The 13,527-nt window shown below is 34.7% G+C and carries 18 protein-coding genes; 6 read left to right on the plus strand and 12 right to left on the minus strand.

Going from position 1 to position 13,527, the window contains the following annotated elements:
* Window positions 1–13 precede the first annotated feature (13 nt).
* From ABN080_RS04420 to phoH, 3 genes are all read right to left on the minus strand, one after another.
* Window positions 14–706, minus strand: coding sequence for a fimbrial biogenesis chaperone (locus tag ABN080_RS04420; RefSeq protein WP_349440468.1), 693 nt, complete (start codon window positions 704–706; stop codon window positions 14–16).
* 49 nt (window positions 707–755) lie between these two features.
* Entirely contained in the window at window positions 756–1,346 is a 591-nt protein-coding gene (locus tag ABN080_RS04425; RefSeq protein ID WP_196554139.1) for a fimbrial protein, read from the minus strand.
* 560 nt (window positions 1,347–1,906) lie between these two features.
* Entirely contained in the window at window positions 1,907–2,692 is a 786-nt protein-coding gene (phoH, locus tag ABN080_RS04430; RefSeq protein WP_349440469.1) for a phosphate starvation-inducible protein PhoH, read from the minus strand.
* 349 nt (window positions 2,693–3,041) lie between these two features.
* Between phoH and ABN080_RS04435 the strand changes: the two genes are divergently transcribed.
* Window positions 3,042–3,485, plus strand: coding sequence for a methyltransferase family protein (locus ABN080_RS04435; RefSeq protein ID WP_115349854.1), 444 nt, complete (start codon window positions 3,042–3,044; stop codon window positions 3,483–3,485).
* Between the two features lie 15 nt (window positions 3,486–3,500).
* Here ABN080_RS04435 and ABN080_RS04440 read toward each other — a convergent pair whose 3' ends face one another.
* Complete coding sequence (locus tag ABN080_RS04440; protein ID WP_231619288.1) at window positions 3,501–4,484, minus strand: endonuclease; 984 nt, start codon at window positions 4,482–4,484, stop codon at window positions 3,501–3,503.
* 253 nt (window positions 4,485–4,737) lie between these two features.
* Between ABN080_RS04440 and ABN080_RS04445 the strand changes: the two genes are divergently transcribed.
* Window positions 4,738–4,920, plus strand: coding sequence for a hypothetical protein (locus ABN080_RS04445; RefSeq protein ID WP_036912881.1), 183 nt, complete (start codon window positions 4,738–4,740; stop codon window positions 4,918–4,920).
* Window positions 4,921–4,924: 4 nt separating this feature from the next.
* Here ABN080_RS04445 and ABN080_RS04450 read toward each other — a convergent pair whose 3' ends face one another.
* The 6 genes from ABN080_RS04450 to ABN080_RS04475 form a co-directional block, all read right to left on the minus strand.
* Entirely contained in the window at window positions 4,925–5,398 is a 474-nt protein-coding gene (locus ABN080_RS04450; protein ID WP_176694679.1) for a threonine/serine exporter, read from the minus strand.
* Window positions 5,389–6,192 carry a threonine/serine exporter family protein gene (locus tag ABN080_RS04455; protein ID WP_115349856.1) on the minus strand — a complete coding sequence of 268 codons (804 nt, stop codon included), beginning with the start codon at window positions 6,190–6,192 and terminating at the stop codon, window positions 5,389–5,391. The genes ABN080_RS04450 and ABN080_RS04455 overlap by 10 nt, the downstream gene beginning before the upstream one ends.
* 607 nt (window positions 6,193–6,799) lie before the next feature.
* Entirely contained in the window at window positions 6,800–7,237 is a 438-nt protein-coding gene (locus ABN080_RS04460) for a universal stress protein (protein ID WP_072068270.1), read from the minus strand.
* A gap of 65 nt (window positions 7,238–7,302) precedes the next feature.
* Window positions 7,303–7,641 (minus strand): hypothetical protein, encoded by a 339-nt coding sequence (locus tag ABN080_RS04465; RefSeq protein ID WP_075674296.1) that lies wholly within the window; start codon window positions 7,639–7,641, stop codon window positions 7,303–7,305.
* Between the two features lie 114 nt (window positions 7,642–7,755).
* Window positions 7,756–8,184: a universal stress protein gene (locus tag ABN080_RS04470; RefSeq protein WP_036912874.1), complete on the minus strand. Its 429-nt coding sequence runs from the start codon at window positions 8,182–8,184 to the stop codon at window positions 7,756–7,758.
* A gap of 142 nt (window positions 8,185–8,326) precedes the next feature.
* Complete coding sequence (locus tag ABN080_RS04475) at window positions 8,327–9,211, minus strand: NAD(P)H-hydrate dehydratase (RefSeq protein ID WP_349440470.1); 885 nt, start codon at window positions 9,209–9,211, stop codon at window positions 8,327–8,329.
* 262 nt (window positions 9,212–9,473) lie between these two features.
* On the opposite strand from ABN080_RS04475, the gene ABN080_RS04480 reads away from it, so the two are divergent.
* From ABN080_RS04480 to ABN080_RS04495, 4 genes are all read left to right on the plus strand, one after another.
* Window positions 9,474–9,695 (plus strand): DUF2594 family protein, encoded by a 222-nt coding sequence (locus ABN080_RS04480; protein ID WP_036936466.1) that lies wholly within the window; start codon window positions 9,474–9,476, stop codon window positions 9,693–9,695.
* A gap of 729 nt (window positions 9,696–10,424) precedes the next feature.
* Window positions 10,425–10,787, plus strand: coding sequence for a hypothetical protein (locus ABN080_RS04485; protein WP_006536483.1), 363 nt, complete (start codon window positions 10,425–10,427; stop codon window positions 10,785–10,787).
* Window positions 10,788–11,232: 445 nt separating this feature from the next.
* Window positions 11,233–12,210 (plus strand): porphobilinogen synthase, encoded by a 978-nt coding sequence (gene hemB, locus ABN080_RS04490; protein WP_072064069.1) that lies wholly within the window; start codon window positions 11,233–11,235, stop codon window positions 12,208–12,210.
* A 173-nt stretch (window positions 12,211–12,383) separates the two neighbouring features.
* Entirely contained in the window at window positions 12,384–12,848 is a 465-nt protein-coding gene (locus tag ABN080_RS04495) for an HIT family protein (RefSeq protein ID WP_072068274.1), read from the plus strand.
* A 110-nt stretch (window positions 12,849–12,958) separates the two neighbouring features.
* On the opposite strand, the gene ABN080_RS04500 is transcribed toward ABN080_RS04495, so the two are convergent.
* Window positions 12,959–13,303 (minus strand): low molecular weight protein tyrosine phosphatase family protein, encoded by a 345-nt coding sequence (locus ABN080_RS04500; RefSeq protein ID WP_197269123.1) that lies wholly within the window; start codon window positions 13,301–13,303, stop codon window positions 12,959–12,961.
* A 2-nt stretch (window positions 13,304–13,305) separates the two neighbouring features.
* Window positions 13,306–13,524 carry a hypothetical protein gene (locus ABN080_RS04505; RefSeq protein WP_349440471.1) on the minus strand — a complete coding sequence of 73 codons (219 nt, stop codon included), beginning with the start codon at window positions 13,522–13,524 and terminating at the stop codon, window positions 13,306–13,308.
* Window positions 13,525–13,527: the final 3 nt, after the last annotated feature.

The raw sequence follows: 13,527 nt of genomic DNA on the forward strand, positions 1-13,527 counted from the left end.
GATGCTGTCTCTGTTAGAGTTTAATATTCTGTGATTTATAAACACCAAAATCATCAACATAAATAACAACAACCGAATGATTGGTTAATTTATTGATTAGCGGTAACTCACGAGAAGATAAAGGCGAGATCATTTCAGAATCAACAAGCGTAATACGAGGAGTTTCTTGTGTAGAAATAGAGGCTATAGTGAAATGATACTGTGAGTTATTTTTAACAATGACTTTATTACCATTCAATTGATACGTTATTTTTTCATTAATACGTGCTGGATCATCCATTAATCCTTTCGGTCGATAAAAAACTTTAATTCTTGTTTTCATCGCTAATTGTAAATAACTTTTTCCTTTTAAGGCTTCCGCATTTTCAGGGATATCAAGAATATTTAAAAAATAAACTTGTTCAATATTATCTTTTAATCCTTCATTGGAATTCTTTATTCTTAATGTTTGCCCCTGTCTACCCGCTATTTTTACAATGGGTGGGTATAAATAAAAAGGAGAATTTGCATCTTCCGGCGTTGAATCGACATCACCGTCATCTATCCAACTTTGTATAAGTGAAGCTAAATCACCATTATTTGTTAATTGAAGATTAACACTATCTACACCTTCATAATAAATAACGCGTGTACCGTTAATAATAACATTAGCAAATACACTCATTGGTAATATCAAAGCAATAAAAAAGATAATTAATTTTTTCATTATAAACACCTTAAAAAACCAGACTCAAATTGAGTCTGGTTCCTTTAGATTATAAATAAGAGACAGTATAAATAACGTTAGAGTGTACAGGCCCTGTTTTAGCCGCTGTTGCATTGGTTTTATAATAACTCGCAATTAAACGTAGTGTATCTGCATCCGGTGCTGTTTTATCACCTTTAATGCCCGTATCAAATGTTACATTTAACGGTATAGCAACCGTTGGTGCAGCCGTTGTCGATAAGCTAAAGCCGACATTTTTTGCAACTGTTGGATCATTTTCATTAGCGGTATCATTCACTAAATATAACCCACTTGTTGAAATACTATTTGCAGATGAAAAATGTATTTTTAAATTACTGCCACTGGGTGTTGATGCCGGTGCACAATCAGAGAATGTTAAAGCAAACTCTTTTTGATTTTTGGTGATCACAGTATTAGCTGTTGTTCCTGCATCAGATACAGTAATAGGATCTAATAAAATAGAGAAATCGGCGCTATTTCCTCCATTAATGGTACAAGTGGTATCACTAATAGCACCAGAGAAAGAAATAATTCCACCGGCGCTGTTAGTTGCGGCAAATGCTGACGTCGACAATATAGCCACTGATAATAATGACAGTGGGAGTTTATGTTTAAGCATATATAACCCCAAGAATAGACAAATATTTAATTAGCAAAAATAAGCTTCTATTATTGCCATCATTAACTAAAGGATGAATAAAAAACCCTAGTCATTTTTGATATTAGCTACATTTAAAAACCTCAACAAATAAAAATAAACATTTTTTAAAATTCGTGATTTAAGTCAAATTTAATTAACCACACACCATAGTTAATATATAAATGTATTGATATTTAAATTTATTATTTAATTTAAATACAATTAACTAAAAAACAATAACAATTAATGTATTAATAAGTAATCCAATAAAGAATAGTTTTTTTACAAATGCAAAAATAAGGAATAATTTATTTTAATAAACTATTCCTTATTAAGATATAAAAAATACCTTTTCATTCAGAATGAGAGAGTGTATAAATTTTATAGTGGAAATAATCGTCAATAAAAGAGTGCGTTATAAAATTGATAGAATATCAACACCATGCCATTTAACATATTTAATTGTTGATAGGCTACATATTAACTATCTCAATAATATGTAGCCTTTGATTATTTTATGCAGAAACCCTGAACTTTATTCAATTAGTATATGCTGCTAATACATGTTGACATAAAGTTGAACGCACACAGTCTTCTTGTGTGAATTTAATCACGCCAATTTGCTTATTTTCCTCAAATCGAATAAGGGCATCCGCTAATCCTGAATTTATATGTGAAGGTAAATCACATTGGGTTATATCACCATTAACAACCACGGTAACATTCTCGCCCATACGTGTTAGAAATAACTTCATTTGATTCACGGTAACATTTTGTGCTTCATCTAAAATAACAAAGGCATTTTCAAATGTACGACCACGCATATAAGCAAAAGGGGCAATTTCAACTTTACCAATTTCGGGTCGTAGACAATATTGTAAAAACGAAGCACCTAAGCGTTTCACTAATACATCATAAACAGGACGAAAATAAGGTGCGAACTTCTCAGCAATATCACCCGGTAAAAAACCTAAATCTTCATCAGCTTGTAAAACAGGACGTGTCACAATAATACGCTCTATATCTTTATTAATTAGTGCATCGGCTGCCATTGCGGTACTAAGAAACGTTTTACCACACCCCGCTTCTCCTGTAGCAAAAATAAGATTTTGATGTTTAATGGCATTCATATATTGGTGCTGTATTTCATTACGCGGAGAAAGTACACGTTCATCACGCTTCTCTCTCGCCATACCAATAGTATCAATATCCCCAAATCCCGGTAAAATCATCACATTATCTCTATGTACTCCACTACGTTGTTCTTTACGTGAAGTACGTTTATTTTCTCGGCGTGATCGTGTTGCTGCTTTTTGTCTACTCATAGTGGTATTTACCCTTGTTAGTCTTCAAAAAGTCATCGACATCTCTATTTGTCTTCCATTCGCTTACCGATGAGTCCCCTTTAGACTCTGTTTAGTCACAGAAAACAAAAAACCGGTCACAATCCTGAACATTAAACATCAATGAACGGTTGTTGCCGGTTTTCTGTGAGTAATGAGATATTTCCATTGCTTCTATCATTCATATTCCCCATCATGGAGTTAGAGTGAAAATTAACGAAGCTTTGTGACAGTATAATGACAAAAGAAAAATATTTTCAATACTGAGCTTATCTATAACGAGATGAACTTAACATAAAAATAACAATAAGTGTTATTTTAGGGGGAATAAATGAATTTCTTGCGATTACCTTTTATTTATTGGTTACTACTTAACCTAATTCCATTTATTAGTTTTGAACTTCACTCAGGCTCTCTAAAAATGGGTTTCTTTTTTTATTTAGGTTTACTGACTATTACGACTTCTGGGATCTGGCTTTTTTATTGCCTCTCATTTTTTATTAAACAAAAAACATCTCCTAATCCCAATCACACACCTCGACAATTAGTGACAAGTGGCCCTTATAAAATTAGCCGTAATCCTATGTATCTCGGTTTTTTGGATATCAGTATTGGACTATTTTTTATTTTTGGTAATTGGGGATTTTTAGGTGCAGCGATTGCGTTCTACTTTATTACTGATCGCTATACGATAGTACGTGAAGAGAAGATCTTAAATGAGTTATTTCCACAAGCGTGGCAACAATATTGTCGCCACGTTCGTCGTTGGATGTAATCTAAATAATCACCCTTAAGGCTGTTTGCAGTTATTTGCTAAACGATAACCTGCCTTAATAGCCTCATTTTCTGTTTTAAAGAAGACAGCATTTTTATCTGACATGGTTTTATAACCAGAGCAATGGGCAAAATGATAAATTTTACTATTTGTATTACCCTTAATACTTTCAGACTGTGATGTACTTACTTGTTTAGGAGTTTCAGTTTTAGCTTTAGTGACTGGTGCATTATTTGTTGCAGATAATCCGACACCACTATTTTTATGCCCTAATTGCCATTTCACTTCTCCCGTCACAAAAGGATTATGATATCCAACGACACGAGCAATACGATTATCACGCTCTTTTTCCCATGTCGTTGGCGGATAAGACTTATCCCAAGCCATTAATAATTGTTGTTGCTGACGTGACATTGAGAGGTTATAGCGATCATGTAAATAGAAATAGACCCTTGCTACTTGACCTTTTACTTCATTACGAGGCTCAAAAGTACGTGAGGCAAAATCAACACGGCTACGGCATTGACCATATTGGTAAGGTGCTTGAGTAGGTAATTGCCCAAAGCTGAAATTACTACGATCACCATTAACTTCACCAATAGACGGTGCTAAATTGTGTAAATCGGCTTCGATCTTGCCAAACACAGGATCGTTTTTCACACAATTAGCTCGACCACCATTTTGCCAACATTGACGCTGATGCCCAAACACCCATGCAGGAACAATATGTTCCCACTCAATACGTGCAGCTCTTGTTTGTTGTGTTCTTACTTGATAGCCACAACTGGCTAAATCGACACGACCACCAGATTTCCCTACCCATTCCCAATCACAGCCACAATAAATCGTTCCTTGTGATTTTTGATTTTGATCATAATAGATACGTTCTTTTGCTATCTCTTTTGCTTTTGTAAAATTTTCTGGGGCTTGTGCTTGAACATTTAATGTAAAAATAAATAAACCCAATACAATCGCGGTATAGTGTAATATTTTTCTCAAAGTGATATCTGCCTTACGCTTTATTTTATTAAACCCAATAAGAATTATCTTTAATAACCAACTGATAATCTTATTTTTATTTTTCTTTATATTACCTTTTTTAAATTTATTTTGGGCAATCTTTCTTGCTATTTTTTATGTGAAAAATAAAACAATAAGTGTGAATAGTAATAGAAAAAGCCGTTATTCTCGACATTAACGCAAAAGGGATTTGCTATGGTTTAGTCCATCAATGATTTGGAGAAATTTAAAAATGAATGAGAATATGCTGAATTTAATGGATGAATTAGTAGAGATCACAAAAAAGCATGCGAATAACGAAGATGTTAAAGCGCATGCAAGTTTGGAGTCTGAAAACAAATTACGAATTCAAATTATTATTTCTGACAAAAATGAACTGGATATTACATTAAATTCACTACAACACGCGATGTAAGAAATTATACACTCGGACGCTTGCGATATAACCATAATCCCGGCAAGGATAGCCCGATAGAAAGCGCACCGACAATAAATGAAGCTTTAAGGAAATTAGTAACTAAAGCTTCAAAAATCTCCTCGCTATAACCGATTTGTGTTAATTTCACCACAGAGATCATCGCGATATAGGCATTAATTCCAGGGAACATTGGAATAACAGCCGCGACAGTGAAAACTTTAGGATGAGCAAGCCACCAGCGTGACCATTGAATACCAATGCAACCGACTAAAATTGCGGCACAGAAACTTGCCCATTCAATATTCATTCCACTCATAATCAGCACAGTGCGTGAGCCATGCCCTATTGCCCCTAATAACGCACAATATTTTAAAGCACGTAAAGGTACATTAAATACCATTGCGAAACCCACAGCAGGAATGGCAGCTAAAATCATATCCTCGATAAGGGTAAGAATAATCGTTATTATGCCCAATCTCTTAACTCCCATACTGCCATGGCTAAAATAACGCCTAAACAGGTTGCCAATGTTAACATTGTTGCCATTGCCCAACGCGCTAAACCCGTATTAACATGGCCTTTAAACATATCAGCAACAGCATTAATTAAAGGAAATCCGGGAACCAGTAATAAAACACTGGCAGCCATTGAAATAGTTGCCGTTGTTTGAAAATAAGAGAGTTTTAATAATAGACCTGAAACAGATGTGGCAACAAAAGCAGTAATACAAAAATTAATTAGTGGATTCATTTGGCGATGCGTTAATACTTGGCGTACAAACATACCAAGGCCACCACCAATAGCCGAAACTAAAAAGCCATCCCAATTGCCACCATTTAATTTAGAGAAACAACCACAAGATAAGGCAATCATAAAAATAATCACCCAACGTGGATAGCGTAATGGCTTTATATGCTCAAAGCGTTTTCTTGCTTCATGAATATCTGCAAGATGATGTTCAACCAAAATAACAATATGCTGAACTTCTGTCACTACATGCATATTAATGCCACGATCAACTATCTTTCGTGTTGATGTCTGGCAATGCCCATTGACTATCGTCGTTAATACAACTGCATTAGCAGAAATTGCACTTTCGACCTGATGTACACCTAAAGCTAAACCTAAACGGGTTGAAAGCTGTTCAACCAGCATACTTTCTGCGCCATGCTGTAATAGCAATAACGCAGTTTGAATACATAACTTGGTAATTTCACGCTGTTTATCTTGTGAAATGGCAGTGCAATCCGCCATTATCTCATTATCCATACCATGCCTTAGTTTTAATCACAAACGAGCCACTGCTGATATAAAGTTTATCAGCATAGCTCATTTCTCGCCCTGTTATCTTTCAATACTATTATGAGCAAATAAAATATTTAAGGCTGTAGGTAGATCAATCTTTATTTACTCACTAGCTTTTATTCGTGGGCTATTTGCTTTAGAAAGCCCGTTAAATAATATGTACTCTAAATCATTCATGGTACAACTAACCAACAAGCAGAGCTTTTAAGATACGTGCAATAGTATATAACTTGTGCAAATAAACGTCGCCTATAACGCTGTAATTTGAAGTATGACGAGTATATAAAATAACAAAGGTGCCAAATTTGGTATTCAACATAATACTCATCTCTCATTAAAAAAATAATAGAACCTACTTTAGAATGCCTATCATTCTCAATCAATGATGTTCCTTATGTTTGCATAAAAACTGCATTAATAAACAATTACACTTATCTATATTTTTTTACCTAGCATTGAGATGAAAATGTATATCCGAAATAATAAGTAATTTTTTATAAACCAAGAGGTAAAAAAGCCCCCAAATAAATAATTTAGGGGCTTTAGCTGTTTTTTACTTTTATGAAAATTTTTAGCGGACAACTAAAACAGATTGCTTCGCATAAGCAACGATACCTGACGCATTTGAACCTAATAAGTGTGTTGAAATACTTGGACGACGTGAACCAATCACAATCAAATCAGCATTAATTTTTTCAGCTAGCTCTAAAACTTTATCTCTTGCAGAGCCAAATACGGCTGAATATTCAACTCGTTCATTAGGCAAATCGATACTATTAGCTAATTCTTGCAGTTGTTCTTGTACACGTTCAAGCGCTTTGTTGGCAAAAGAACTTAACATGTCATAGTGATAGCTATAGCTAATAGAAAAACGTGAAATATCAGGAATAGCATGGAAAAGATGCAGTTTCGCACCTTCTAGTTTGGCAATATAAACAGCGTGTTGTAAGGCTTTTTTCGTTAACTCATCTTCTGAAATATCAACAGGTACTAGAATTGTTTTGTACATAGCAACTCCTCATTATCAGATTACTGTCTGTTTTTATTGTAGCGTTAAACCCACAGCTTGCTTATTTAATCTTCCTCAAGATGCCATTTATGCAATTGTCGATGAATAAACGGTGTGACAACCAGCCCAATTGATAAAATAAAAACACACTGAAGAAACAAACCATATATTGCAATAAAAAAGCGCCCTGTTGGGGTTGCAGGTGCAGGCTCTACTGGTTGTCCACTCAACATAGAAATTGCATTTAATGAGGACTCCATAAAGCTATGCCCTTCAATTAAATAAAATCCTAATACGCCGGGTAATAACCCTAAAAAAAAGAAAATAGAGCCTATTACATAATAGCGTAAGATGCGTAGAATAAAATGATCGAGCCTTAAAAGTTCTTGGGTGAATTTTTCCATTCTTATTCACTCTATAGAGTGTTTACTCAATAAATGGCTTACTAAATAAATAAGATAAACTACGCAAAAATAAAATATGCTACGAGGAATACTCATAGCATATTAATGAATATATTAACGAACAACTAACACTGAAATTTCCGCGTAGCGAACTACGCCCGCTGCGGTAGAGCCTAATAAATGAGTGCTAATATTAGGCCTGCGTGAGCCTATGACAATTAAGTCGGCTTGAATATCTTTTGCTGTAACTAAAATTTCATCACGAGGTGAGCCAAAAGTAACCGTATAAGCGACCTTTTCAGCTGGTAAATCTACCGAATCTACCAACATTTGCATATCATTTTCTGCTTTCACTGTCGCTTTATCTTTAATTTCTGGATAACCCAGTGAATAAGCATTAATGATTGCCGAAGAGATAGGAAGAACATGAATTAAATGTAAGTTAGCTCCCGTTTCTTTTGCTAAATACACAGCATGTCGTACTGCTTTACTGGTTAACTCTTCTTCTACAATATCAATAGGTACTAAAATCGTTTTATACATAATAACTCCTCTCAACTCTCCATTTGCCTTAATCCTACCGCAATAACCCAAAGATTACTGTGAGTGAATTAACTAAAAACAATCTAATCTTAATATAAACCTACTTTAATTATTAATACGTTATACGATAAAACAAAAGATCTTATTCAAAATAATCGGCATTATGTTGTTGTGTTTGCGCCCATATTTGATTACGAACATCGCGAACAGTATCAATCAATTCTGAAGCGGTTAATCCTATTGGTCCAATACCTTTTTCAACTAAAATATCAGCAGCAATACCATGTATCCAAACCGCGCTTTTAACCGCTTCAGACATTACCATTCCTTGCGCTAAAAAACTTCCCATGATACCGGTTAAGACATCCCCACTTCCTGCTGTTGATAATCCACTGTTACCTGTTCTGTTAATTAGGATCTCACCTGTAGGAGAAGTAATAACTGTATTTTCCCCTTTGAGTATTGCCCAACAGTGGTAAAGTTTTGCCATTTCTTTAGCTGCTTGTTTTCGGTTATTTTGAACATCACTCAATGTACAATTAAGTAAAATAGAGGCTTCTTTGGGGTGTGGCGTTAATACGCAATGTTGATTAAGTGAGATTTTTGATTTTAATTTTGCCATCAACACTAGCGCATCTGCATCAAAAACATAAGGTTGGTTTTCATCACGTTGAGCTAATACATTTAATAAAATATTTTCAGAATTTGCCGACACCCCCAACCCGCAACCAATAGCCCAAGCAGAAATATCTTGCCTATCGACTAACTCAGACGCTGTTTTTAGCATGAGCTCTGGTGCGCTATCAATAAAAGGAAGAGGAAGTTGTAATTGTGCAAAACCAAGAAAAACTTTTCCACAGCCCGCTTTTAATGCACTTTTACCAGCCAACACAATGGCACCACTCATTCCTTCAGCACTACCAATAATACCAATTGTTCCAAATGTACCTTTATGTGTATTTCCTGTTTTACGCTGATAAAGTGCAGGATAATGTGTTATTGCATATAATAACTGCTCTTTTTTCATCTTATTCTTCTCCACCATTTCCTGCATTTTTTCTTATTATTAATCGCAATAGATATACAAGCTCTCTTTAACGACTGATATTCAAAGTATAGCGTGATTTTAGTGAGTAAATGTAAGAGCGTACTATTTTGCCTGATTGTCACTCTAACGATACCAATCTTATAAAATGCTTGAGGCTACACTATTCATCCCTCATCAAGACTTTGCTATTCTATCGGCCTAATTGATATCATTGGCCAATTAAACACAAAGGAAGTAGATAATGAACGAAAAATTTAAAACACAAGCAGATGTTGAAACATTGGCAGAAGAAGTGGCTTGTTTAAAAACCCTAGTCACTTATATGTTAAAAGCATTAGGCCAAGCAGATGCAGGTCGTATTATTTTAAATATTGAACGCGCAATTGCAGAAGTTGATGACGAAAAACAAGCAGAGACATTCCGTAATACTATTAGCCAAATTAAAACTGTTTATCGCCAGTAATTGATTTATTTTGGATTGGGTTTGGTACATATTTTTATTCTATTTTCTGAACTTTTTGTGCTGCACAAATAAACAAAAATTAGTTTTAAATTCCTATATACTCAATCTCGAAATAAACCATTCTTTATTCATTTAGCTACCCCTCTATCTTTATAGAGGGGATTTTTTTCTCTTTTACTCCCATTTCTTAACTCTCCCATTAAAAGTTTTTTCATATTTTATAATATGATAATTATCTTGTTTATTCATTATCTTTAGCTAATAATCTGAATAATAAATGTTTTTTGTTAAGTGTTTTTAATGTTATTTGAATTAGGGAGTAAGATAAAAATCTTATACTTTTAGTGTGTTGTTTATAAATTAATCTATAGAATACAATAAATTAAGTTTACTTCAGTATTAACAGCTTATAATTTTATCCTTATTTTTATATTTAACTCTCTATTTTTTATTATTAACATAAATAAAAACCAATATCATAAAATGTAAATAAAGATAAATCCTAATATCATTAAAACCATGTTATTTTATTTATTGTTAATTATAACTTTCCTTTGAAAATAAGAACCTGGTTTATTGTCCTTAAACACAATTATAGCTATAAAACTAGATTCAATCGGATTAAAAAAATTAACGTTTTATATTTTTACACTTATTCTGATTTATCGTCACCCTTGTTTATATGTTACACTCGATAAGTACGTACCAAAAAATAAACATGAGGCTAAAATGAAACCACTTCTCTTATCTCTGCTATTATTGCCCGCAGTTGCTTTCGCAAACCCAACTAAAATGGCTGATGATTACTGTGATACCTTTAAAGATATCTCAATTAAAGCTTATGATACAAAAGAACCAGCAGAGAAAATCGCCAAAGATGCAGTAGCCTCTTTAAATGCAAAGAAATTTGATTTTGCAAAATTAGAAGCAACTGAAGCACAATTTACTGAAGGCACTATCGAAGTTGTTAACTCTTTACGTGACGCAAAAGCTGAAATTGGTTCTCGTGCAGAATTCCAAGAAGGCCTAACTCAAATTGTTGCAGCTTGTAAAATTCAAATGATCTCTGCATTAGAAGAGCAAAAAAAATAATCCTCTCATTAAGAAATGAGTAGTCATCAATTTAAAGAGTAGAAATTATCCTGCTCTTTTTTTCTCTTTCTCTATAACTAACTCTCTACACTCTAAATAATTCGAGGTGTGGTCAACAACGCTACAACTTGAAATATAACGAGTAAATATTTCAAATAACTCAAGGTGTTGCTACATATGACTAGTGCGAATGAAAGAAGTCAACAACGCTACAGCTTGAAGTATGACGAGTAAATACTCTAAATAATTCGAGGTGTAGCTAGGCGACAAGTGAATGAGTCGCTAGGAGCATACAATAGTATGTGACTAGTGCGAATGAAAGAAGTCAACAACGCTACAGCTTGAAGTATGACGAGTATCAATTATAGAGTATCTATCTATCAATATTAAGGTTTATAATACCACAGTAAATACTTGTTAGTACTGGCCATAAAAAGGAGATATTGTGAGCAACGAACAATCCATCCAACGTTTAAGAAGACTACGCCAGTCAGAAAACCTGCGCGCGCTCTTTCAAGAAACAACCTTAACTAAAAATGATCTCGCTCTGCCTATTTTTGTTGAAGAAGGACTTGATGATTATCAGCCTATTAAAAGTATGCCGGGTGTGGTTCGTATTCCTGAAAAGCGTCTTGCTTATGAAATTGAACGTATTGCCAAAGCTGGCATTAAAACTGTTATGACTTTTGGGGTATCCCATCATCTTGATGAAACTGGAAGTGATGCTTGGAAAAGTGATGGCTTAGTTTCTCGCATGTCTCGTATTTGTAAAGATGCAGTACCAGAAATGATTGTGATGTCTGATACTTGTTTTTGTGAATACACTTCACATGGTCACTGTGGCGTTTTACATGGTGAACATGTTGATAATGATGAAACTATCTATAATTTAGGTCTTCAAGCTGTTGCTGCGGCACAAGCTGGTGCAGATTTTATCGCGCCATCCGCAGCAATGGATGGTCAAGTCGCAGCCATTCGCGCGGCTCTTGATAAAGCAGGATTTAGTGATACAGGCATTGTCTCTTATTCAACTAAATTCGCTTCAGCCTTATATGGCCCGTTCCGTGATGCTGCAGGCTCTCGCTTAATTGGTGATCGCAAAACTTATCAAATGAATCCAATGAACCGCCGTGAAGCGATCCGTGAATCATTAATTGATGAGCAAGAAGGCGCTGATATGCTGATGGTAAAACCCGCAGGCGCTTATTTAGACATTATTCGCGATGTGCGTGAACGTACGTTATTGCCTTTAGCTGCTTATCAGATCAGTGGTGAATATGCCCAAATTAAATTTGCGGCATTAGCTGGTGCAATCGATGAAGATCGTGTGGTGATGGAAACTTTAGGCTCAATTAAACGTGCAGGAGCAGATTTAATTCTATCTTACTTTGCACTTGATTTAGCTGAAAGAAACCTACTTTAATCATCTTATGCTCGAAATGATCTAAGGTGTACTAAGATACAGCTATACACAATGTTTTATTTGAGTACATACAGTAAACAACTTATTGAAGATGCTCCAAATAATTCAAGGTGTAGCGACAACAACGCTACACCTTGAAATATGACGAGTAATTTTATTATGGGGCAATTACTATGGATAACTGTATTTTCTGTCAAATCGTTGCGGGAAAAGCACCTTGCCATAAAATTTGGGAAGATGATCACCACCTCGCTTTTCTCTCTATATTTCCTAATACCAAAGGCTTTACTGTTGTTATCCCTAAAAAGCACTATCCAAGTTATGCGTTTGATTTAAGCGATGAAGCCTTAGCTTTACTCGTTATTGCAACCAAAAAAGTCGCTAAGATCTTGGATAAAACATTTCCTGATGTTTCTCGCTCAGGCATGTTTTTTGAAGGATTTGGTGTTGATCATGTTCACAGTAAACTTAGTCCAATGCATGGTACTGGTGATATGACAAAATGGGCGCCCATTGAAAATAAGCAGAAGATTTTCTTTGATAAATATCCTGGTTATCTTTCATCTCACGATTTTGAACGCGCGAGTGATGAAGAGCTTGCACAATTAGCGTCCTTGATCAGAAAAAACAATCAATAAATACAACCAATAAAAATCTAACTTATTCTTTTTATACTCAGGGCTCTCAAATATAAAAAAACGCTCAGTCTTATACTTTAAGCTGAGCGTTTTTTATCAAGACAAATGAATTATTTAGTTGAAAGCTTTGCTTCCATCGGTAAATAAGGCTGAACTTTCTGTTCAAGGAGTTCAATTAATGCCAGATCATTAAAGCGATAATTATCAGGTATTCCCAACACATGTGCTTTTTTATAGCGCATGATTGCCGGAAAATGTGCAGATAATCTATTTAAATGTTTAGATTCCATGACAAGCACTAAATCAGCCCATTTTAGCAATTCATTATCAACAACACATTGCGCATCTTTGCGTGTACCAGCTGAAAGTGTATTAATCCCTTCTCTATCTGCAAACAATAGTTCAGCGGTCGGACTTCGCCATTGGTTTTTACTGCAAATAAATAAGATATTCATTATTACTCACTATCAGATAACGCATTTAATCGACGCTGACTACGAGAAATTCTTGGGTATTCGATTCCTAGTTGTGCAGCTCTGGTCATTTTGAGTGATCGAGTATATAAATTAGACCATTTTTTTTCTGGTTTAAATATCACTCGTGAACAACCCATTTCTTGATGTTTATTTTTGCGGTTAACACATTGGCGCCAACCACGATCTCTTTGTGTAGACATAAA

The organism is Proteus sp. fly-1089 (assembly GCF_040138965.1).
Classification (GTDB): domain Bacteria; phylum Pseudomonadota; class Gammaproteobacteria; order Enterobacterales; family Enterobacteriaceae; genus Proteus; species Proteus vulgaris_B.